At 64.6% G+C, this 21,414-nt stretch carries 19 protein-coding genes; 17 read left to right on the plus strand and 2 right to left on the minus strand.

The window, feature by feature from the left end:
* Window positions 1–20 precede the first annotated feature (20 nt).
* From eccD to ACZ50N_RS27835, 10 genes are all read left to right on the plus strand, one after another.
* Window positions 21–1,499, plus strand: a complete 1,479-nt coding sequence (eccD, locus tag ACZ50N_RS27790; RefSeq protein WP_464470844.1) for a type VII secretion integral membrane protein EccD — start codon at window positions 21–23, stop codon at window positions 1,497–1,499.
* The gene (mycP, locus tag ACZ50N_RS27795) at window positions 1,415–2,893 is read left to right on the plus strand and encodes a type VII secretion-associated serine protease mycosin (protein ID WP_330218438.1); all 1,479 of its coding nucleotides are present in this window, start codon (window positions 1,415–1,417) and stop codon (window positions 2,891–2,893) included. The genes eccD and mycP overlap by 85 nt, the downstream gene beginning before the upstream one ends.
* 14 nt (window positions 2,894–2,907) lie before the next feature.
* Window positions 2,908–4,548, plus strand: coding sequence for a type VII secretion protein EccE (gene eccE, locus ACZ50N_RS27800; protein WP_046364551.1), 1,641 nt, complete (start codon window positions 2,908–2,910; stop codon window positions 4,546–4,548).
* A complete protein-coding gene (locus tag ACZ50N_RS27805; RefSeq protein WP_131809542.1) occupies window positions 4,545–6,329 on the plus strand; it encodes an AAA family ATPase in 1,785 nt (594 codons plus the stop codon). The genes eccE and ACZ50N_RS27805 overlap by 4 nt, the downstream gene beginning before the upstream one ends.
* A 78-nt stretch (window positions 6,330–6,407) precedes the next feature.
* Window positions 6,408–6,821: a hypothetical protein gene (locus ACZ50N_RS27810; protein ID WP_046364562.1), complete on the plus strand. Its 414-nt coding sequence runs from the start codon at window positions 6,408–6,410 to the stop codon at window positions 6,819–6,821.
* Between the two features lie 19 nt (window positions 6,822–6,840).
* Window positions 6,841–7,872, plus strand: coding sequence for a type IV secretory system conjugative DNA transfer family protein (locus ACZ50N_RS27815; protein ID WP_464475753.1), 1,032 nt, complete (start codon window positions 6,841–6,843; stop codon window positions 7,870–7,872).
* A 147-nt stretch (window positions 7,873–8,019) separates the two neighbouring features.
* Complete coding sequence (gene istA / locus ACZ50N_RS27820) at window positions 8,020–9,630, plus strand: IS21 family transposase (RefSeq protein ID WP_406775775.1); 1,611 nt, start codon at window positions 8,020–8,022, stop codon at window positions 9,628–9,630.
* Window position 9,631: 1 nt separating this feature from the next.
* Entirely contained in the window at window positions 9,632–10,429 is a 798-nt protein-coding gene (locus ACZ50N_RS27825) for an ATP-binding protein (RefSeq protein ID WP_138247680.1), read from the plus strand.
* A 9-nt stretch (window positions 10,430–10,438) separates the two neighbouring features.
* Complete coding sequence (locus ACZ50N_RS27830) at window positions 10,439–10,897, plus strand: hypothetical protein (RefSeq protein WP_464475754.1); 459 nt, start codon at window positions 10,439–10,441, stop codon at window positions 10,895–10,897.
* Complete coding sequence (locus ACZ50N_RS27835; protein ID WP_131705549.1) at window positions 10,866–11,279, plus strand: hypothetical protein; 414 nt, start codon at window positions 10,866–10,868, stop codon at window positions 11,277–11,279. The genes ACZ50N_RS27830 and ACZ50N_RS27835 overlap by 32 nt, the downstream gene beginning before the upstream one ends.
* Before the next feature lie 176 nt (window positions 11,280–11,455).
* On the opposite strand, the gene ACZ50N_RS27840 is transcribed toward ACZ50N_RS27835, so the two are convergent.
* The gene (locus tag ACZ50N_RS27840) at window positions 11,456–12,271 is read right to left on the minus strand and encodes a hypothetical protein (RefSeq protein WP_064284543.1); all 816 of its coding nucleotides are present in this window, start codon (window positions 12,269–12,271) and stop codon (window positions 11,456–11,458) included.
* 38 nt (window positions 12,272–12,309) lie between these two features.
* Here ACZ50N_RS27840 and ACZ50N_RS27845 point away from each other — a divergent pair, with 38 nt between their 5' ends.
* From ACZ50N_RS27845 to ACZ50N_RS27875, 7 genes are all read left to right on the plus strand, one after another.
* Window positions 12,310–12,684, plus strand: coding sequence for a hypothetical protein (locus tag ACZ50N_RS27845; RefSeq protein ID WP_131705548.1), 375 nt, complete (start codon window positions 12,310–12,312; stop codon window positions 12,682–12,684).
* Entirely contained in the window at window positions 12,684–13,766 is a 1,083-nt protein-coding gene (locus tag ACZ50N_RS27850) for a hypothetical protein (RefSeq protein WP_046364555.1), read from the plus strand. Before ACZ50N_RS27845 ends, ACZ50N_RS27850 begins: the two co-directional genes overlap by 1 nt.
* Window positions 13,767–13,784: 18 nt before the next feature.
* The gene (locus ACZ50N_RS27855; protein ID WP_046364556.1) at window positions 13,785–14,732 is read left to right on the plus strand and encodes a conjugal transfer protein; all 948 of its coding nucleotides are present in this window, start codon (window positions 13,785–13,787) and stop codon (window positions 14,730–14,732) included.
* A 47-nt stretch (window positions 14,733–14,779) separates the two neighbouring features.
* Window positions 14,780–15,052, plus strand: a complete 273-nt coding sequence (locus tag ACZ50N_RS27860; RefSeq protein WP_046364557.1) for a hypothetical protein — start codon at window positions 14,780–14,782, stop codon at window positions 15,050–15,052.
* A 66-nt stretch (window positions 15,053–15,118) separates the two neighbouring features.
* A complete protein-coding gene (locus ACZ50N_RS27865) occupies window positions 15,119–17,950 on the plus strand; it encodes an ATP-binding protein (protein ID WP_064284541.1) in 2,832 nt (943 codons plus the stop codon).
* A complete protein-coding gene (locus ACZ50N_RS27870) occupies window positions 17,950–20,067 on the plus strand; it encodes a hypothetical protein (protein ID WP_165606828.1) in 2,118 nt (705 codons plus the stop codon). The genes ACZ50N_RS27865 and ACZ50N_RS27870 overlap by 1 nt, the downstream gene beginning before the upstream one ends.
* On the plus strand, window positions 20,064–20,759 hold the full coding sequence (locus ACZ50N_RS27875; RefSeq protein WP_064284537.1) for a hypothetical protein: 696 nt from the start codon (window positions 20,064–20,066) through the stop codon (window positions 20,757–20,759). Before ACZ50N_RS27870 ends, ACZ50N_RS27875 begins: the two co-directional genes overlap by 4 nt.
* Window positions 20,760–21,145: 386 nt before the next feature.
* Here ACZ50N_RS27875 and ACZ50N_RS27880 read toward each other — a convergent pair whose 3' ends face one another.
* Window positions 21,146–21,355: a hypothetical protein gene (locus tag ACZ50N_RS27880; protein WP_046366754.1), complete on the minus strand. Its 210-nt coding sequence runs from the start codon at window positions 21,353–21,355 to the stop codon at window positions 21,146–21,148.
* Window positions 21,356–21,414 lie beyond the last annotated feature (59 nt).

Below are 21,414 nucleotides of genomic sequence, written 5' to 3' on the forward strand. Positions count from 1 at the left end.
GAACGGTCGCTGCCGAACGAGTGCGGCTGGCTGAACAGGTACGGGTGGCGGTGCTCTTTGAAGGCCGTCAGCACGATCTCACGTTGCCTGCAAGCTCGCCAGTAGCCGCTGTCGCGGATTCGTTGGTGCGCGTTCTACTGACCCGTGAGGGTAACGAAGACGGAATGCGCAGGCCCGATGACGAGCGCATGATCAGCCCAGGTGTGGTGCGGATGACGCTGATCAGTGGGCAGCCCTTGGACCGTACCCAGAGCCTGACGCAGCAAGGTGTGCGTGATGGCGAACTGCTGGTGCTCGACATCATCGATGCCGAAGTCGAGTTCACCCCGATCTTCGAGTCGCCCTCCTCCGCAGTGGCGGTACTCAATCAGCAGCAGCATTCGGTGGTGACCGCTGAGACTGCACGCCGCGTGGCCGGGGTGGTGGTGGCGGCGGCTGTCGCGGCAGTGACCGCCCTGTTGGGGTTGGCCTGGTGGCGCAACCTGGACAGCGGTCAAGACTGGAACCTGATTCCCGGTGTCGCGGCCGCGGGTCTGGCAGTGGTGCTCCTGGTTGTCGGATCGTTGGTGTGGTGGCGAGCTAAAGACTCGGTGACCGCGACGGCAATGTGGCTCTCCGGTGTGCTTATCGCCAGCCCGGCAGCAGCGGTGATGGTGACTCCTGGCTATCCCGGGGCGTGGCATCTGATGCTGGCGGCGGTCGTCACAGCAGCGGTGGCGGCGGCCTTATGGCGGTTGAGTCCTGCCCCACGGATCGTGGTATCGGCCACCGTTCTCATCAGCACCGCCACAGCGGTATTGGCGTTGATCTACGCGCTGACTGGAGTCTCGCTGCAGAACCTCTCGGTCGCGGTGCTGGCGGTCAACCTTTTCGTCCTCACCGGCGCGCCCAAGCTGGCGGCACGGATGGCGGGTATCCCGATCCCGCCGTTTCCGACCGTCACCGGCAAAGACACCTTCGCCGATGCCGATGCTATTGCCGCCGAGGCGTTGGTCGCTGCGGAGCATCAGGGCACACCGACCGTGGAGCAACTTCGGCGCTCGGCTGAGGCCGCGAACATCTACCTGACGGCCCTGCTGGTAACGGTCGGAGTCTTCTTTGTGGGCGGCTCGATCTGGGCGGTGATACCCGGGCAGGGACGCTGGTGGCTGGCCACGGTGTACATCGGCGTGCTGGCCGCGATTCTGGTGATGCGAGGCCGGGCATTCGCCAGCCGAGAGCAATCCATCATTGTGGTGGCCACCGGGTTACTGATGGTGCTCATCACGGCCGCGAACTACGCTCTCGCCGGCGAAAACACAGTCACTGTCTACATCGCGGCGGCAGTAGTGCTCGGCCTCGGTGTGGCCGGCTTGATCGCCGCAGCGGTCGTGCCAGCGAAGGTGTTCTCACCTGTCTTCCGCAAGGTCATCGAATGGATCGAGTACCTGCTGATCGTGGTCATCCCACCGATGGCGATCTGGCTTCTGAACCTGATCTACCTGGCGAGGAACATGTGATGATCGGCCAACGCGCGGGGGTACTGGCCACGGTGGCCGTGTTGGCGGCGGCCTGGCCACTGGTCGGCGCCCCGTCGGCAACAGCCATCACACCGCCGGTTGTTGATCCGCTCGCGGTTCCGGACGGCACACCACGACCCGACGAGCCCATGAAGCACAAGTACGACTGCATCGCCACCGGGCTGATAGCCGGTACCGACCCGGCGGCGGTGCCCGGCTCGCAGGCCTTCATGAATCTGCCCCGCCTGTGGGAATCCGCCGGCCGGGGAGCAGGAGTATCGGTAGCGCTCATTGACACTGGAGTCTGGCCGAATCCTCGGCTGCCCAGACTGCGCGGCGGCGGCGACTTCATCATGGATGGCGGTGACGGTCTACAAGACTGCGACGCACACGGTACGACGGTCGCGGCCATCATCGCCAGCAGCCCGTCCGAATCTGACGGATTAGTCGGCGTAGCACCGGAAGTCGAGCTCATATCGATCCGGCAGTCGTCGCAAATGTTCACCCCTGTGGCACCGTCTGCGACCTCGGAGGAGGACCGCCGGGCGGGCACGGTGAGCAGCTTGGCCAGAGCGGTAGTCGCCGCGGCCAACACCGGCGCTCGCGTAATCAACATGTCGATCGTGGCGTGCATCCCCGTGCTCAAGCCCGTCGACCAGACCACTCTTGGCGCCGCGCTGCGCTACGCCGCCGTAGAAAAGGATGCCGTACTGATTGCCGCAGCAGGCAATACGTCCACTCCCGGGTGCGCACAAAACCCCAACATTGATGCCACCAGCGTGGAAGACCCACGCAACTGGAACTCGGTAGTGACCATCAGCACCCCGGCCTGGTTCTCCGACTACGTGCTGTCAGTCAGCGCCACCAACAATGAGGGTCAGCCCGCCGTCGATGACCAGGGCACTGACATCAGCGTGGGCGGGCCGTGGGTGGGTGTGGGTGCACCTGGGCTGTTCGTGGAGGGTGTCAACCAAGAAGGCAACCTGATTAACGGTACTCACGATGCGGAAACCAATTCGCTCAAACCCATGAGTGGCACCAGCTTTTCGGCGGCCTACGTCTCCGGACTGGCAGCCCTGATCAGAGCGAAGTACCCCGATCTACCGGCCCATCAGGTGATCAACCGGATCAAACAGACCGCCCATTCCCCGGCCGCTGTAGTGGACAACCGCCTGGGCTACGGTGCAATCGACCCGGTGGCCGCGTTGAACTACGACGTGCCGCCGATTCCGACGCCGCGGGAGAATCTGTCGCGCCCCCTTGGGCCACCACAACCTGAGCCCGAACCGGACCGCCGTCCCATGATGATGGCGCTGGTGGGTACCGCGACTCTGGCGGTGCTGCTGGGCACGGTGCTAGCGGTCGGCGCTATGTCGAAATCGCGACGAGGCTGAAAGGGCCGATCCCGATGGTGATGTTAGACGAGCATATTCCCGGCCCCAAGGCCGGTTTGAACGAGCAAATTCGACGGTGGCGCTTGGACTTTCGACTATCGCTGGTGGTTATTGCCGAGATCATCGCGCTGGCTGTTCTCGTCGCGATCACCCCGGTGGTGTGGTGGGCCGCGGTGCTCATCGTTATAGCTGCGTTGTTACTGGTCACGCTCAGCTATAACGGTGCCACCGCCTGGGGATGGCTGGTCCGCGCCGTGCGCTTTCACTACTTCCGGCGCAGCGGGAAGGCACACAAGCGGCGGGCGGGAATCCCTGCGGCGTTCACCGTCGACATGCCCGGGGCGGGCGCAGTCGGGATGCGTTGGGACGGGCAGTATGCAATCACCATGATTGCCTTGCACGGCAAGCCTTTTGCGCCGACGGTGCTGGTACCTGCGGGCGCTGAAACAACCAGTTTGGTTCCTGTGCAAGCTGTCATCGATCAGCTTCATCAGTTCGCCGGCCTGGAGCTGCATTCGGCCGACATCGTGTCCGCGGGCGCTCGGGTGGCCCTAGATGGCCGTTACACCCCGAAGTATGAGGAGATTATCGCCGACCGCGCCGCGGTCGGGGAGCGGCGTAGCTGGCTGGTGCTGCGCCTGTGCCCGCAAGCATGTCTGGCGGCAATGGTGTATCGCGGTGACGCGGCGGCCGCAGCGGCGGCGGCCACCGAGCGGGTGCGCCAGTCGGTGTTGCGAGCCGGTTGCCGGGCAATCACCTGCACTGCCGACCAGATGGACCAGGCCACAGAAGCCCTGCTCGCCGGCGCAGAGCTGAACCGGATTCGTGAGGGCTGGAGTTATCTGGACACGGTGTCGCAGTACGTCACGACCTATCGGATCGCGGGCAAGGACCTCACGACACGCGTGCTCAACGATGTCTGGACCGTGCGCTCTGATGCCACGGTGACCGCGGTCCGCCTGACAGCCGATCGGGCCGGTGTGGTCGCCGCGGGCGCGGTGGTGCGGTTTCATACGTCTGCGCCGCTACCGCATCCACCCCTGTTGACGCTGCGTCCCGTCGTCGGGCAATGCTTCGACTCGCTGCTGGCGAGTTTGCCGCTTGGCGATAGGGCTCTGCGCTTGGAGATGTCACCGCGGCGTCTGACCAGCCCGGCCGAGCTGAAAGTGCCGGTGGGGCCCAGTGGACCGATGCTCGGGATGACGGTTACAGGTGTGCCGTTCCTGATGCCGCTGACCGACCCGCTGCGCGCCAGCACTATTTCGCTGTGTGCATCTCTGGACACGGTGATTCCGGTGCTGTTGAGGGCCAGCGCGGCCGGATCGGTCATCCTGATTCACACTGAGCGCCCACAGGTATGGCAGCCGCTACTCGACAACTCTCATCGCATCAGCATCGCCAACGATCGCGAGCCTGTGCGCTCGCCGAACATCATCGTCGCTGACGGCACGGGTCACGGTCTCACCGCTGGCGAGCGTGGACACACCCTGATCACGCTCAGCGACGTCGCCGAACCGAGCGCAGATGTGACGTTGGTGCAGCACTCCGGCGACGAACTCGTGCTCGGTACACCAAGTGTGCAGGGAGTCCGCCTCAGCATCATGCGGCCGCGCAATGAGGCGCAATTCCTCTCACACCTGGTGGTGCGAGCGTGATCAGCCAGCGGTCGTTGGACGCCCTTCGCGCGGCAATGAAGGTGATGGGGTCAGCGCCCGAACGAGCAGCGCAGGTTTTCGTTCTTGCGACTCAAGACGATCCGGCGCTGGCGGATGGATGGTTGGGTCGCTACGCCACCGGGGAACGCACGGTGGCGGTGCTATCCAAGCTCTCGGAGAATGCCGAGCGACTAGGCGAGGGTTTAGGCAGGCTTCAACTTGGCCCCGCTAATCTGGGCGCGTTCTTCGACATCGAGTACGCGCGCTTTCCGATCGCCGATCAAATCACCGCGCACCTGGCCTATGCATCCGCGCTCATCGCGTCGGATCAGTTCCAGCAGGCGAGCGACATACTCGATCGCTTGCCGGCGGATCATCCCGAAACCGGATACGTGCGCGCATGTCTGGCGACCAAGACTCAACGCTGGCCCGACGTGTTGACGGCAGTAGGCGTGTGCACTCAGAACCCACGGGACGTGTATCTGGCACGGGCGGCAAGCCTGCTGGAGGCTTGGGCAGCAGCCAGTCTGGGATTGATGCAGCCTGCATTACAGGCCGCACAGCGGGTCATTGACGGGAAGCCGACCCCCACCAATGGTCTGGCTGCGCGGGAAGCGCGCGTCAACGATGTACTGACACGCGACGCACTGTTCTGTCGTGCTTTAGTGCTTCGCCACCAAAGCGAGGACGAAGAATCCGAGTCCGTGTTAACGGGAATCCGTGTGCAGTGGCCGGATTTCCAGCGTGCGCAAGTCGCCCTCAACGATCGCACGTTCGGGTTAGAAGTCACCGATCCCGAAACGATCGCCTCCCGCACCGACAAATGGGATCCGTCTACCGGCACCAGCCGCGCTGCCCGTGATCAAGCAGACCGAGACGCCACACGGCAAGAAGTGCTGGCCCGCGCTGAGGAGCGGCTGGCTGCGTTCATCGGTCTTGAGGGGCCAAAGGAACAGATCGCCGTGTGGCGCACGGAAATCGAGATTGATCTTCTGCTGGCAGAACAAGGCGAGGAGGTCGGGAGCGCCAACGAGAACCACATGGTGTTTGAGGGTCCGCCGGGGACGGCGAAGACAAGTTACGCCCGTATTGTCGCCGAAATCCTTTTTGGTCTAGGCAAAATCGATCGCCCAACGCCTCTGGAAGTCACTGAGGAAGACATCGTAGTCGGCTATGTGTCGCAGACGGCGGCCAAGATGAGAGACATCTGCGAGGAAGCGCGCGGCGGGGTTCTGTTCATCGATGAGGCTTACCGGCTCGCCCCTGAGACAGATGGGCACTCATTCGGCAAAGACGCCATCAACACCTTGCTCAAGTACATGGAGGACTACCGCGACCAGCTCGTGGTCATCGTGGCGGGATACCCCGACGAGATGCGCCGTTTCATGGCAACCAATCCCGGTCTCGCCGGTCGGTTCCATTTCACGCTGACGTTCGACAGTTACAACGCCGATGAGATCGTCGCTATCGGTCAGTCGATCGCCAAGCAGGAAAAGGTCACCGTCGCCGAAAGCGCGTGGGAACTGTTACGGCGAGAAACTGACCGTCTTCGCGCCATCCCCACAAAAGAGGGCACAGCGCTCGATGCCGCGGGCAACGGTCGCTACGCCCGCAAAGTGGTGGTCGCGTGCAAACGGGAACGTGCCCGCCGGCTACACACACTGGGTTCTGCGGGCCTGAGGCAGCTCGCTACTGACGACCGGTCCGCCTTCGATGTCACCGACGACGATATGGCCCGGGCGCTCGCATCGGCGCTGACCCCCGAGGGCGTCAGAAAGTAGACGACGAACAATGCGCAGTGCTGTTTACTTGACGTCTTCGCGTTGACTAATTGTGACTTATTATGTCACTGTATGGTCATGTCGTTGGATGAAGCAGTCACGTCTCTGTCCAGCATGGATGCGGCACTCGACCTTGCTCACGGTCTACTCAAGCTCGGCAAGGACGGTCTAGGTAAGCAGTCGGGGGCCACCGTCTGGGAGGTCCATGCGGTTGTGCCTCTGGCCGTGATTCTGTTCGCCGCGGGTCCATTGGGCTGCGGCGAAGGCGAGCCATGGGTGCGTGCGGCGATCGACAACGCCGATCCCGAGGACACTGTGCAGCCGGGGTGGGCGCGCGCCGCGCTGCTGTGCATCACAGTCCACCCGCATATGGCGCGTTCGGTAGCCCGGCTGACCGGGTTGAGTCAGCGGCAGCGCGACTGTCTCGTGATGGCGCTACGCATGGCGCTAGACGAGTCTCCTGGCACCCTGGCCGGCACTGCGCGCATCTAAGCGAAAGGGGCGAAACACTATGTACGTCAAGCCATCCACGCCATATTGCGGCTTCGGACGCCGTGCCGGCGGCAACGAGATGTTCGTGCCGAGCAGCGCAGCACATGTGCTGGTGTCAGCACCGACCGAAACGGGCAAAAGTCGGCGCCTGCTGGCGCCGGCCGCCACGTTGTGGGGCGGCCCAGCAGTGGTCGTCTCGTCCAAGGACGATCTCATGCAATACGTCATGGAACGCCGATGGGGACCAAAGGCGTTGCTGGACCTGCGGCCGCTGAAATCGCCGGTTTATCCAGAAGGCGTGGTTCCCAACGTCTATGACCCGACCGTCACGATCGACAGTCCCTATGAAGCCCTGACCGTGGCCGAAACCATCATGCAGATGTCGACGGTCGGGTTGGGCTCGGGAGCTGACCAGGTGTCTGACGGCGGGGTGTGGGAATCGCAGGCCGCCGGGCCGCTGGCGGCGTTCCTCTTCGCGGCCTCACCGGAGGGCAACGGCAAGGGCATGGACTGGGTGCTGACGGCAGTCGACAACATCGACCCCGAGAACAGCACCCAGCCTGGGTGGGTACAGGCCGCCGCACTGTGCCACCAGTACCCGACGTTGGCGATGGGTATGGCACGGATCATGGAAATGGACCCGCGTCAACGTGACTCGGTGGCTATCACGATGCGCAAAGCGATTACTCCCTGGCTGCGCACCTCGCTACTCGATCGGGAAGGGTTTGAGCCGTTCACGCCGGATTTTCTTGATGACCCCCAGGCAACCCTGTTCATCTTGGCGCCGGCGGATGGCACTGTGGCCGGCGCGGCGGTGACTCTGCTGGATTCGTTGGTGCGTCGGTGGCGCGAGAAGACGTCGACCAGGGAAACGATGCATCGGCTGCTGATGGTCATTGACGAACTGCCCAATACGGCACCGATTCCTAACCTGCGACGCATCGTGGGGGAAGGGCGTGGGCTTGGCATTAATCTGATGGTGGCCGTCCAGGCGTCCTCACAGCTCGACACGGTTTATGGGGCGGTCTATGCCAATTGTCGTCTGCCATGAGGATGGGACCAGTGTGACCTGATTTTTGCCAGGGTGATGGGACCACCTGGATTGCCAGTTATGGGACCACCGGCGCGTCGCGTCGGTGGTCTTTTCATTTGTTCGTTCGATCGCCGTGACGGCTCAAGGTCACGGAGGTCGGCGGGCATGGCTTTTCGGGAGGTCAGTGTGAATGAGATCAGGGAAGTGCTGCGGGTGTGGCTGGGGGTGGTGGGACTGCCGGCGCCGGGGTACCGCAGCATTGCCGCGCATTGCGGCCTGGACCGCAAGACGGTGCGCCGCTACGTCGAGGCCGCCCAGGCGGCGGGTTTGCGTCGCGACGACGACGTCAGCGCGGTCGATGATGCGTTGATCGGGATGGTTGCCGAGGCGGTGCGTCCGGTGCGCCCCGATGGCCACGGGGCGGCGTGGGAGCAGCTGGTGGGCTTCGAAGATCAGATCACCGCCTGGGTGGCCGGCACCGGTGAGCATCGGCCGTTGACGGTCACGAAGATCCACACCCTGTTGGCCCGGCAGGGGTGTGTGGTGCCGTATCGGACGTTGCACCGATTCGCCAGCCAGCGTTGCGGTTTCGGCCGCAAAGACCTCACGGTGCGGGTCGCTGATGGCGATCCCGGAGTGGAGTGCCAGGTCGACTTCGGCTACCTGGGGATGCTCACCGACGCTGCTGACGGGCGCCGCCGCAAGGTGCACGCGCTGATCTTCACCGCGGTGTACTCCCGGCACATGTTCGTGTGGTTGTCGTACTCGCAGACCCTGGCCGCGGTGATCGCCGGCTGCGAGGCGGCCTGGGAGTTCTTCGGCGGGGTGTTCGCCGTGCTGATCCCCGACAACCTCAAACCGGTGATCGCCGCCGCGGACGCGGTCAACCCGCAGTTCAGCCAGGGCTGGCTGGACTACGCCGGGCATAGCGGGTTTCTGACCGACCCCGCCAGGGTGGCCTCGCCGAAAGACAAGCCACGGGTGGAACGCGCCGTGCAGTACGTGCGGCGAAACTTCTGGGACGGAGAAACATTCACCAGTCTGCAGCAGGCGCAGGACGCCGCCACAGCGTGGTGTCGTGACACTGCGGGCACCCGCACCCACGGCACCACCTGCGCACGCCCGCTGGAGGTGTTCACCGACGAAGAGCAGCCCCGGCTGTTGGCGGTGCCGCAGGTCTATGACGTGCCGGTGTTCAAGACGGTCAAGGTCCACCGCGACTTCCACGCCGAGGTCGCCAAGGCCCTGTATTCGCTGCCCGAATGCTGGATCGGTCAGTACCTGGACGTGCGCGCCGACACCGAGCTGGTGAAGTTCTATCGCCGCGGCGTGCTGGTCAAGGTCCATCCCCGCCAACCGGCCGGTGGGCGCAGCACCGACCCCGCTGATCTGCCCGAACACAAGACCGGCTACGCGCTGCGCGATGTGACGACATTGATCGCCACCTGCGCCGCGCACGGCCCCAACGTCGGGATCTACGCCGAACGCATCCTCGATGACCGGCTGCCCTGGACGAAGATGCGTACCGTCTACCGGCTGCTGGGTCTGGTGCGCCGCTACGGCGCCGACCGGGTCGAACAGGCCTGTTCATTGTCGCTGGATCTCGATGTCGTCTCGGTGAACAAGATCGCCTCCATGCTCGAGCGTGCCACCGAGACCAGCTCCCCGGCCCTGCCGAAAGCGGTCGGTCACACCGCGACCCGCTTCGCCCGTGATCCTTCCGAATTCAACTCCACCCCAACATCATTGACCATCGTTTCCGAGGAGAACCGCTGACATGACTACCACCGCCCGTGGAGCTACCGACCCGATCGGCGCTGATCTGCTCCGACTGCTCAAAGCCCTCAAGCTCGGTGCACTGGCTGACACCCTGCCCGAACGCGCCGCCTTGGCCCGACAACACAAACTCAGCCACATCGGCTTCCTGGAAACACTGCTGGCTGACGAGGTCTCCCGACGCGAATCCCGCTCCGCGGCACTACGAGCGGCCAAAGCCGGACTCGATCCGAGCATGCGGTTTGATACCTGGACCGCCCACGGCGACCTGCGCTATGACCGCACCCTGCTCGGTGATCTCACCTCGCTACGGTTCCTCGATGCCGGCCAGTCCGCGATCGTCCTCGGGCCCGTCGGCGTTGGCAAGACGCATCTGGCAACAGCATTGGGAAACATGGCTATTCGACGCAGACACACCGTCGTGTTCGGCCGCGCCGACAAACTGTTCACCCGGCTGCGCGCCGCCCGCCTCGACCACACCGTCGACGCCGAGATCCGCCGCCTGGCCGCCGTCGACGTTCTGATCATCGACGACTTCGCGCTACGCCCCCTCGACGCCACCGAAACCAGCGACTTCTACGAAATCGTCGTCGAGCGCCACCGCGCCAAGACCACGATCATGACGTCGAACCGCGAGCCCGCCGAATGGCTGACCATGACCGCCGACACCCTGCTCGCCCAATCAGCCATCGACCGACTGACCTCCGCCGCGCACACCCTGGTCATCGAAGGACCGTCCTACCGCCAACGGACCCGCCCTCAGCTTGACCCAGACCCCGCCGACGAGCATCCTCAATAACGCGCCACGGTGGTCCCATCCCCCTGGCAATCAGGTGGTCCCATCACCCTGGCAAGCGACACCAATGAGTTGCGCGATATCTTTCCAGCCTCGGTGATTATGTTCGGTGCTCGGGAGGAAGAGCTTCTCACTGCGGCCGAGCACTGGTCGGGGTTGACCAACCGACGTCCGCAGGGATTCGGGCAGAACGACGGTAGTAAGAACCTCAACAACGATCTTGGTGCCACTCTGCGCTGGCAGGAGCTTCTGCCACCGACCCGCGAACATGCGCGGCTGTTGATCCGCGGGGGGGTGGGCACGTGCGTCGAAATACCGGACTGGTCAGTCTTTTTGCAGTTCTACGATCAGACGACTCAGGCCATCCTGGCCAGAGCTCACGGCCGGGATGGTGGCTCTGGGGCTGTGGAACCGGGAAGGCTTCGCCGTATGGTGCGCCGTGCGTGGCTGGATCGCGACAATGCAGCGTGACCCGGAGCTTGCACGCCGCATCAACCTGCTTTTCGACATCATGCATACGCGCACAGAGCCGCCGCTGAGTACAGAGACTGCCGCCGCGGCCATGTCCGCCCGTGGCGGTCCTGCGATCAGCGCGGCACGCTTAGAGCAGTTTCGATTGGGCTACAGGGGCGATGCACTCGATGCACAGCTGAGCGTGGTTGCTGAATTCTTCGGCGTACCCAGCATTTATCTCACCGAGACAGGGGTTCGGACCGGCATCGACGCCCAGCTTCATCTTGTGCGGCTCATGCGCGAGATGGGGGATCGAGGGCCCGCGCCTGGCCTGTCAGTGATGGTCGGCGGCGATGATCCGCGCGGCGTGTGCGGCGGCGATGCCGAGGTGGGAGTATGACGGCGCTCGCGTGGACCGTGGGGGGTATCGGGGTGGCATTCACGGTGTGGGAGATTGTGCGTCGCTTGCGTGCGGCGGCCCAACACCTTCAGGACTGCACCAGTGCGAGCGAATCGACCGATGTGGTCGTGGGCGAGGGGTAGCTCCCCGTTCGCCGGTGATCCACCGCATTCGGATCAGTAGCTTGACCCGATGGTGCTGCTGGGCGTGAAGGCCTGTTCTGCAACAGTTTTGATCCCTACTCCTACCGCTGCGAGGGTCCACAGGATTCCGGCTGCGTTGACAACGAGGCCGATGACGATGAGTTTGGCTGAGCGTGGCATCGGACGCACGGCGCCGGCGCCTAAGGGTGTGCGGTCGATCGGATCGGCTGGCTCGATGGTGCGGAACGGCGATGGTGCGGTCATATCATCGGGCAGCAGCGGCAGAGAGAGGGTCACTGTCGGCGCCGTGGGCGAGAGTGGCCACCAGTCCGTTGAACCGTCGATTGCCAACCAGCCGTTGAGAATTCCGTAGATTCCGGCTGTGAGAGCTGCTGCTGGAAGTTGTGCGAGCAGCCAGGGCGCAAGGACTGTACTGGCCAGGGTGTCCGAGGGGCGGTACAGCAGAACCAAAAGCACCCCCAGTGCCACTGCTGCCCAGAGGAATGCGGGGATTGGGAAGGAGCGAAGCCGGTCAGGGATGAGCGATTCGCTACGGTGATAAATCAGCTTGCCCAGCGGCCAACCAAGGGGAGCCAACACGGCCGCGGCGAAGACGATGACGACCTCCAGCACACCCTCGACGGTCTTGACGCCTCGAGTGAGCAGTGGGTGACTGGGGTGGTCGTTGTAGGGGCTGGGTCGGGCGCCAGCGACGTCGCGGGCACGTCGGCGAATCCTTCGATTAAGCAGCTCGGCGCGGCGTATCTGCATGGAGAAGATGCCCGCGTGCTCGGCAATCCATTCGCGGCGCAGTTCGTCGTATCGGTCAACACTCGATGTGAACACCATGTGTTTACGTGTTGCCTTCTATTGCGTAATCTGTCAGCATGATGGTCATGACGGACAGCGTAGCGATGGGCGGTGCGATGGTCTACCCCATCGCAGCGTTTCTGGTTGCGCTCGCTGCGATTGGCCTCCTGAGCTTGCTTTTTGTGGTGCTGCTGGCGCTTGTGGTGCGCCGTCTGTGCCGCCGTACGGATCGGTTCGGCGCCACGCGCTGGAGTGATTCATCGGTAAACACTGTCGGTGGTGGTTTTTCCCCGGTGGGTGGATCTGCACTGTGGCCGGCCGCGCTGGTCTATCAGGTTCCTGAGCCAGAGCGGGCCCAGCGACCCGGGCCGCGCGTCAGCCGTAGAGGCCAGCGCCGTCAGCTCAGTTCACGCAGTGCATCGACCTTGCAGCATGGCGAACGGGGACGGTAATGACCCTTACCAATGACCAGTGGTCCGACGACTTGGCCGCTGAGGACGACGACGGCTTCGGATTCCCTCAGGCTCCGACCTTCACCCTTCCCGCAGAGTCCCCGGCGGGTTACACCGATCTGGATGAGGTCGCCCCTGATCCGGCCGACGAACTCGCTGATAATGATTCTGGCGAGCGCGGATTCGGGGATTGCCGCGACCCCGAGGATGACTACGCTGATCCGGACGAAGGGGTAGCGGACCACGACGATTACCCGGTCGAGGGACAAGCCCTCAACGGACCTGTTGGTGGTGGCCAGACAGACGCGGCAGAACCGCGCCGGGCACGCAGGTTTGATGGCAAGGTCGCTGCGGGGTTCGCTGCTGCCGGGCTGGTAGCCGTGTTGGTGGCGATCGTCGGGGCGGTCGCCGTGTACGGCTCGGATGAGCCAAAACCGACCGGCGCTCCCAACGGGGCCGACGCGATGGCTTTGCCTCCGACGCGCTCGGCGGCGCCGGCGCCCGCAGCCGCTCCTACGCTGGACCGGCCGATTTCGTTCACCGCAGATGCCCTGGGCTCGTGCGCAGAGGGGTCGACCTCAGCACAAACGATGGCCGGCACAGATCCCCACGCGGCGTTCGTGTGTGTGCGCGGCGGCGGTGACGGCCAGGTCATCGACATCGAGCTTCCAGGTACGCACTTGATCACGGCGATTTCGGGTGAGTTTGGCTGGGTAGGAACCGATGCGAGCGGGTCGAAGCCGTGGTCGCAGTACCGGGTGGTTACCACGGTGCAGTACACGTTCAACGACACCGACGCCACGCTGGTGACCCAGGAAACCAAGAACGTCCACGGTGAAGCGGTGCAGCCGATTAAGCGGGTGCTGGCATCCAAGATCCGCATGTTGATCCGGGAGACCTCCCGGCCGCCAGCGCAGCCCGCAGGTGGTGCCAGCACGGCACCGACAAAGCCGAACGGACCGCTGGGCCTGGAGCTTCCGCAACTGCCGGGGGCGCTCGGCGGTGGGCAACAGAACAGCGATCCGGTCGACGCCGCGTTCGCCATAAAGAGCTTGAAGATCATCGGCCACAAGCCGGTATAGCGCCGAGGACACACCACCATGGCAATGAGCCGCATCTGGCAGCAACGGATCAGCCGCACTCAGGGTGCGCTGACGAAGTTCGGGAAACCCGCAGTTCTGATTCTGGCGGCCCTGGCGGGCCTAAACGTGCTGTGGCAGTTTCTCTTTGCCACATCCCCTGACCTCAGCGAGCCATCACGGGCCGTGGTGAACCGCTCGGCGGTGGTCGGTGCGTTCGCCCAGGATTTCGTCGCGGTCTGGCTGGAGGCAAACACTCAGGACGCGGCCAGCCTGAGTCAGTTCATCAGCGTCGATCCCGCGTCCTTGACGCTGCCTTCCACTCCAGCAGTGGTCATCAACACCCCCACGATCGTGGCCGTGTCATTGGAGGGCCTGGCAGGTCAGGAGGCCGACGCCGAGGTGTATTCCGTGGTCGTCGGTGTGACCCAGCGGCCCTATGAGTCAGCTGCACCGCACCGGGCGCTGTACCGGGTCCCCGTGCTGTGGTCGCGCTTCGGTCCCCGCGCCGCGAGTTTTCCGGCGCGCATCGGCGGACCGGGCGCGGGAGCAGACCTGCCGCTGAGCTACCCGAGCACGTTGAGTGAGGCCGACCCCGCCTACAGCACAGCGACGGGTTTCTTAAAGGCCTATCTGACCCCTGCCGGGGGTGTGGAGCAGTACGTCACCACGGACTCGATGATCGCCGGATTGGGCAATGCGTACGAAACCCTTTCCATACAGGGCGTTACCGCACTCGGCGTTCCCTCGTCGGTGCCTGCCGACGGTGAGCTGGCTCGTGTCTTGGTCCGCGTGACCGCAGTGAACTCTCAGTTCGCTCCCTCGCCGTTGGTCTACCCCTTGACGCTTCGCGGGGTTGGTGGGCGCTGGCTGGTCGCAGCGATCGACAAAGCCCCGGCGGTGTCCACCGATGACAGTCTCGTTCCGGCGGCGGTGTCCACCGACTGGAGCTCTGCAACACCGAACTGACCGGCACGTCCAACCAGCGGCCGTGCCACAAGGGAAAGGGAACCGCAATGACTGAAACCACCTTGGCCGCAGGCGATCTGCTGACCGCCATCCCATCGCTATGGGAATCGGCTCAGATACCGCTCGCGATCATCGCCATCTTCGTTGGAGGTGTTGCGGGCGCATTCGCGCTCGTGCGCGGGTTCGGCGCCGCGATGGGCAAGGTTCTCGGCGGGGTCGCAGTCGCAGCCATCATCCTCGGCGCGGTCGGCTTGGCCGTCTCACTGAAGACCACCGTGGACAAGCACGGTGGGGGCATCACCACCGGGCAGTTCGGCTAGCGCCCTGCCAGGCGTCGAGAGCGCCTGGAACCGAGCTGGTGTTTACGAGAAACTGGAGGTTATGCAGTGGGTGAGAACAGCTTTCGCGGTCAAACAGCTCGGGTGTACGCCGATGTGCGCGACTTTCCCATCTATGTCTCCCACATCGATGACAACACTCGGTTGTGGTTCGCGCCGTGGCGTATCTGGGACGGCGCAACCTTCCTGATCGGTATCACCTCCACGGTCTGGGCGACCCGCAAGTGGCTTGACTCCGGACATGCCATCGCCATCGCGCTGTTCGGTCTCGCGCTGACAGCAGCACTGACCGTCGCCGCACGCCAAATCCCGGTATCTCGACCCAGCCCGCTCTACCGGATCGGCTGGCTGCTCGGCGGACTGTTGCACACCCAGCGCAAGGCAGGGATCAACGGTGAGGGCGAGGCGGCGCTATCGCCGCCCAAGGAGGTGATCGGGAATCTCAGTTTCACCTCCGGAGGTGTCTACGCAGAGTTCATCGTGGACGGACAACCCGGCGGAATGATGCCCTACGCACTCAAGGACGCGATTGCGATGCGTCACCGACCTTTAGTGCGCCAACTTCCCTCGGGGTTGCTGCTGTGGGGCTGCTGCGTGCGCCTGGACCACCGGCGGCTGCTGCGGTGGATGCTCTCGGGCTACACCAATGAGCCTGCGTGGGTGCAGGAAGTCCGAGACTGGGAGGACTTCTTGACCATCGAGCCGTTCTACGAGCAGGTGTTCGGCATACGCGTGCCGGTGGACTCGGGAGCCGCTGGACGATCCGGAGTGGGCGGCCTGGCCAAGGCGGCCACCGTCGTCGCCGGCCGCGACCCCGACGACCCGCGATCACTTGCCGGGTACCAGGAGATGTCGGCCTCGATCCTGTCGAAGATTCCCGCCGAGTTCAACGCGCGACCGGCCACCCCGCGCCAGATCCACTGGTGGTATCGGCGACGGCTGGCCATCGGTGCGGTCAACGATCCTTTCCCGCACGGTGCCGGCGGTCCTGAGCGGCTTACCGAAGCCGACTTTGCGCCCGTGGTGCCGGCGCATTTCGACTGTGGCGATCAGGAAGCCCGCAAGAAGGACCGCCGCTGGTGGCGGCGTATGGTGCCGTCACTGGCCGCCGTGCTGGTGATTCGGGGCGCCCAGCGCCTGGACAGCTTCCAAAGCATGCTGGCCGTAGCTCAGATTCCGCGCGGCGGGTTGGCCTATCCACGTGCGGAATACCTGCTTGCCGTCTACGACGTGGACACACCTGCCGACATCGACTGGATTCAACACATTTCCACCCGCCCGGCTGAGCAGGCGCTCACGCGAATCGACCGCGCTCAGCGCAACCTCGATGATCAGGCTTTCCAACGGGCAGGCCGTCGCTCCAGCGACAGTGACCTCATTGAGCGCTACTCCTCGGCCGAGGAGTACAACGCCAAGCTGCGGGCGTCGAAGTTGGAGCGGGAAGTGGAGGCCACGACGGTGATCGCCGTCGGGGCGCGCTCGCGGGCCGAACTCGACGGGGCCTGCCAACTACTGCAAACGCACTTCGCAGAAGACCTCGACATGACGTTGAGTCGACGTCGCGGCAGCGCCCAGATCGGGCTGTGGCAGACCGGGCTGGCAGGTAGTGAAGAGCGCAGCCCGCGCAGCCAATTCAGCCAACCGGCGACCACCACCGACTGGGCGCGGTTCTCGCCGCTCGTATCCAGCAAGCTCGGCCACGATACCGGGATTCTGTTCGCCCGCAATCTGTCCACCCGACGGCCGACCCCTGTCCTGATCGAACCCGAGGGCGCGAGCCGTCGGCGCCAGGTACCCGGAATGCTGTTCTACGGCCCGCCCGGAGGGGGCAAATCCCAAGGCGCGAAACGGGTGGTGAACGGGCTGATTGCCCGCGGCAATCAGTGCAGCATCCTTGATCCCGGTTCTAATCCCGAGTGGGTACGTGCGCTGGCACATCTGGGGGATCGGGTGGCCGTACTTGATCCCACACGCGGTCAAGTCTCCGTCGACGGGCTGCGCATCTTTCGCCGTGAAATCGCCGTTGAGCGCACCCTTGATCACCTACTTCCCATGATGGGTGTCGAGCCCGATGCCGAGATCGCCCGCCAGCTCCGCTTTCTGCTGCGCCCCGATCAGCGGGTCGCCGAAAGCATGGGCGCTCTGGTGCGCTACCTGAACAGCTTGCAAGGAAGCGCATACAAGGAGTACGCGGAACTCGCTGCGCGGCTGGATATGTGGGCCAACATCGACTATCTGCGGGCAATGTTCAATGAGTCGCTGCCGATACCTCCGATCGCTGAGAAGGATGCGGTGATCTGGCTGACCGGCGACCTGGAGTTGCCGACGACCTCGCAGACCGAGGATCTACACCTCTACAAGCGTCAAACAGCGCGTGCACGTGCCGGTTTAGCCATCTACGGAATGATCGCTGGGCTCACACGGGAGAGCTACACCGGACCCAATCGTCGGCCCGGCAAGTTCGGATGGTTCGTTGCCGAAGAAGCCCGGGCGTACTTCGCGTCGCCGGTCGGTCGCGAAGATGCCACCGAGTTGATCACCCAGGGACGCAAGCAGCGATACGGCCTGATCGGCATCGCACAGCATGTCGAGTATTTCGACGGGATTCCCACCAAAGACTTGCCGACGCGGGTCATTACACCGTTCAAGGCCTCTGCGCGAGAAGAAGCGACCGAAGAGTTCAAGCGCATCGGGATTGATCCCGATGAGTACCCCGAGGTCTTGAACCTGCGTACCGCCGAGGGTCACGGTTACGCCTACATGATTGACGATGCTGGCAGCACCGGTCTAATCGACATTCTGCAGCCAGTCCAGCCTGAGCTGCGGCAGGCCTTTGATACCCGCGGCTTGGAGGACGAGGCGCTGGAGCTGATGCGGTGATGTCCGCCTACTGCGCGTGGCTTTATGAGCACCCTCGTCTGCGGCGGGCGTGGCTGATCACTCAGCTCCTGTGGGGAGGCTCGATGATGGCCCTGCTGACCGCCCCGCACGCGGTGGCGGCCGGGTTCGCTGGCGCGCTCAACTGGCCCAGCCCCATCGTGGACACCTACGACCAGCCGGTGGGCACCTATTTCATCAGCACAGTGTCGATGCTCGACGCCATCCGCACCCAAGGCAGCGACGTCAGCATTATCGATCCGGGCTCCTGGATTCCCGCACTGACCGACCGCTTCGAAATCGCCATGACTTACAGCCAACTGGCCGTCATCCTCGGATGGTTCTGCGGATTCCTGGTCATGGTGGGTGCGGTCGGGATCTGGTTCATCAAGATCGCACTGGGCTCGGCATGGTTGGGCTGGCTGGCCGCACTGGCCGCGCCTGTGCTGGTCGCCATCAACAACCTCGTCGGTGAGTTTCAGATCATCCCGCTGGCACTGATCATCTGTGTCTTCATCGGCGGAATCATCGCCTTGACCAAGGGGTTCGGGCGCGGCGCCGGGGTGATGTGCAGCGGATTCCTGGTGATCTTGCTGATCGGGTTTTTCCTCAACGACCCGGTGAAGGAACTCGGTGACAACGGCCTGCTCGCCGCCGGCCGCGCCATCGGATTCGAGCTCTCGCTGGGTATCGCGAACAATGGCAGCTTCGACCCCTCGGGTAACGCCGAAGGCCAGGTCGAAGTGCTCTCGCAATGGATGGCCACCACCCTGATTCGCCACCCCATTCAGATCGCCAACTTCGGCGGCGTGATCGACAACATTGACGGGTGCGCACAAGCCTGGAACGCCGCACTCAATGCATCGACCGTCCTGACTCCCGCGACTCAGGCACTCGCACCGGCGGGAGCCCACGACGGTCCAGTTCAGGCCATGCGGGCGTGCGGCGCAAGCGATGCCTACGCCCACGCCCACTTCCTCAGCGGCGAGACGATCGGGCTGATGTTCTTCATCAACTGCGTCGTGCTGGTGGTGCTGATGCTGCTGTGCTACATCGGCTGCGAAGTCATTCGGATCGGATTCAAGGCGTTCTGGAACGTGCTGGTGCTGGTGCCCGCCGCCGCGGTTGCGGTCGCACCAGGACCGCAGCGCGAGTTCGCCAAACGCACCGCCATCAAACTGATTGTCCACGCCTTGGAAATGCTGTTCGCCACTGCGGCTTTCGGCATTGTCTTGGTGCTGATGTCGCGAGTATCGACCGGGAAACTCGACGGGTTCGAGATCCAGCACCCCATCGCGATCCTGCTACTCATGCTGCTGTTCGCCGGCGGCGCGGTCTTCGGGTTCAGGGCGCTGATGCGAGGCTTCGGCGATCGGGGACTGCCGGGGCCGATGTCGGTGCTGCGCAAGACCGCTGCTGTCGGGGCCGGCCCCATGAGCTTCTACCCCGCGATGCGCGACATGGGCCGCTCCATGCGCCGCGACATCAACGCCGACGGGGTGGGTCTGCCAAGTTCAGGTAAGCCCGGCGATGAGGGAACCCGCGCCCCGGCAGCCAAGGGCCGCAAAGCACATCCCAATCCCGGCATCCCCGCCGAGAGTGGAGCATCACCGAGCACACCACCGCCATCGACAACCACACCCACCCCAGGCCCCGCACCCGCTACGGGCGCACCCGCGGGCGGATCGGCCGCTGCCAGCACCGCGGCGCGCGGAGCAGCCACCGGCACTGGCAGTGCAGCGGCCGGCACAGGCGCGGCAGGCGGCGCTGCTGCGGGCGGCGGCGCGGCGGCCGCCGCGGCAGCCGGACCCGCCGCCCCTGTAGTCGCTGGAGCCGTGGTCGCGTCGAAGGTGATCGAACGTCAGCAAGCCAACAAAAGCCGCGACAACGGACCTGCTGCCCACGCCACCCCGAAGTCAGGCACAGGTTCTTCGGCCGCGCCGGGACGCGCTGGTGCTGCACCCACCAACCGTCCCCCCACACCGCCGAATAGTCACACCGAGACGCAGCCGACACAGCAGCGCCCATCGGCGAAGCAATCTCCGGCGCCGAGTTCGAGCACCCCGAACGAGTCGCCCGGCCGCAAACCCCAGCCCCCGCAGGACGGCAGGACATCATGACCGCTACCGGCATCTATCTCGGCTCAGAACTGAACACCACCGGGCGTGCTTACTGGGCTATGTCACGGATGGTCAATCACGGTTGGTCGGTTCTGAGCTTCGGACTCGACTACGGTGGGTGGCTGCGGCTTCGCACCCCATCGGGGGTGGAGTTGCCCGTGGCTGCCGATCCACTTGACCACACACCGTCCTCGCAACAGCCGGTACCGGGCCAGCCCGGTGCGCCGCTGCTGCCGCTGCACGCCTGCCGCTTGCTCCACCAATGCGCACAGCACCGCGGCGATGATGCGCACGGAGGCGACGACGCCGCCCGCACCATCGCCGCCCTGCTGCGCCTGGGCGTGCCCGCTGGGCGCGCGCATGCCGACGATGCGCGATGCCCGTGGTATCTGCCTCACGGGGCCGTGCAACCGGCGGCATCGGTGCGCCGCGCGTACTGGGCGGCGACCACACTCACCGATGACTACGGATGGCGTATCACTGGTATCGATGCGCGAGGGTTCACCGCGGTCGGCCCCTACGACGCCGAGGAAGTCCGGTACCCGTGCGCTGCCGCGGCTGATTCCACCACCTCGGCACGGCTCGCGCGGCTGCTGCCTCATGTGCACAGCGACGGAGGGACCGACGAACTGCACCGACTGATCGTGGAACACCAGCAGGACCACCAGAGCAGGGCGGTGGCGCGATCATGACCAGCCGCACTCTTCCCAGCGACCTTCCCCTGCTGCGCGTCCACGGTCGGGTCCGGGGGCACGCTCGGGTCACCGACGTGCGTGCCGCCGGTCCCGACATGTGTGGTGCTCCACACCGGCTAGGTGCCGACGTTGCGTCTCCCGCGCCCTGTGCCAGTGGCTCCGCTGCTTATCGTGCGGCGGCGGTGGTCGAGTATGCGGTGCGCCTCGCAGGAAGCGTTGACGAACTCGCACAGGCCCGTCGGGTCCTCACCGCAGCGGACTGTGACTGTGCACCTGAGGATTTCGGGTGCGTCCGACGCGTGCTGCAGGACGTTTTGGACACACCCGACCCGTGCGCAGAACACGGGTTGGCGATGGGTTTGACTGTGCGCAGGCCGTGGGCGTCAATGCTGCTGGTATCGAGTCAGATCGGCGGGAAGAACGTCGAGAATCGGACAGATTCCACCGACTATCGCGGTCCGGTACTGATTTACGGTGGTACCCGCATCGACCAGGCTGGCATCGAACTCGGTGAGCAGCTGGGTATGCGAGAGATGGCCTTTCATTGCGACCAGCAAGGCTGGCTCGGCGCAACCGTACTTGTGGACGTACATCGGGCCCAAGGGTGCTGCGCCCCGTGGGGGACGACTCCGTTTAACCCCGGCCAGCCCAA

It is taken from the genome of Mycolicibacterium obuense (genome assembly GCF_055397605.1).

Bases quoted from the DNA above. Each gene is read 5' to 3' on its own strand.
- mycP (WP_330218438.1), top strand. From the start codon at position 1,415: ATGGATCGAGTACCTGCTGATCGTGGTCATCCCACCGATGGCGATCTG.
- eccE (WP_046364551.1), top strand. From the start codon at position 2,908: ATGGTGATGTTAGACGAGCATATTCCCGGCCCCAAGGCCGGTTTGAAC.
- ACZ50N_RS27810 (WP_046364562.1), top strand. From the start codon at position 6,408: ATGTCGTTGGATGAAGCAGTCACGTCTCTGTCCAGCATGGATGCGGCA.
- ACZ50N_RS27815 (WP_464475753.1), top strand. From the start codon at position 6,841: ATGTACGTCAAGCCATCCACGCCATATTGCGGCTTCGGACGCCGTGCC.
- istA (WP_406775775.1), top strand. From the start codon at position 8,020: ATGGCTTTTCGGGAGGTCAGTGTGAATGAGATCAGGGAAGTGCTGCGG.
- ACZ50N_RS27825 (WP_138247680.1), top strand. From the start codon at position 9,632: ATGACTACCACCGCCCGTGGAGCTACCGACCCGATCGGCGCTGATCTG.
- ACZ50N_RS27840 (WP_064284543.1), bottom strand. From the start codon at position 12,271: ATGGTGTTCACATCGAGTGTTGACCGATACGACGAACTGCGCCGCGAA.
- ACZ50N_RS27845 (WP_131705548.1), top strand. From the start codon at position 12,310: ATGATGGTCATGACGGACAGCGTAGCGATGGGCGGTGCGATGGTCTAC.
- ACZ50N_RS27850 (WP_046364555.1), top strand. From the start codon at position 12,684: ATGACCCTTACCAATGACCAGTGGTCCGACGACTTGGCCGCTGAGGAC.
- ACZ50N_RS27855 (WP_046364556.1), top strand. From the start codon at position 13,785: ATGGCAATGAGCCGCATCTGGCAGCAACGGATCAGCCGCACTCAGGGT.
- ACZ50N_RS27860 (WP_046364557.1), top strand. From the start codon at position 14,780: ATGACTGAAACCACCTTGGCCGCAGGCGATCTGCTGACCGCCATCCCA.
- ACZ50N_RS27870 (WP_165606828.1), top strand. From the start codon at position 17,950: ATGTCCGCCTACTGCGCGTGGCTTTATGAGCACCCTCGTCTGCGGCGG.
- ACZ50N_RS27875 (WP_064284537.1), top strand. From the start codon at position 20,064: ATGACCGCTACCGGCATCTATCTCGGCTCAGAACTGAACACCACCGGG.
- ACZ50N_RS27880 (WP_046366754.1), bottom strand. From the start codon at position 21,355: ATGTACGTCCACAAGTACGGTTGCGCCGAGCCAGCCTTGCTGGTCGCA.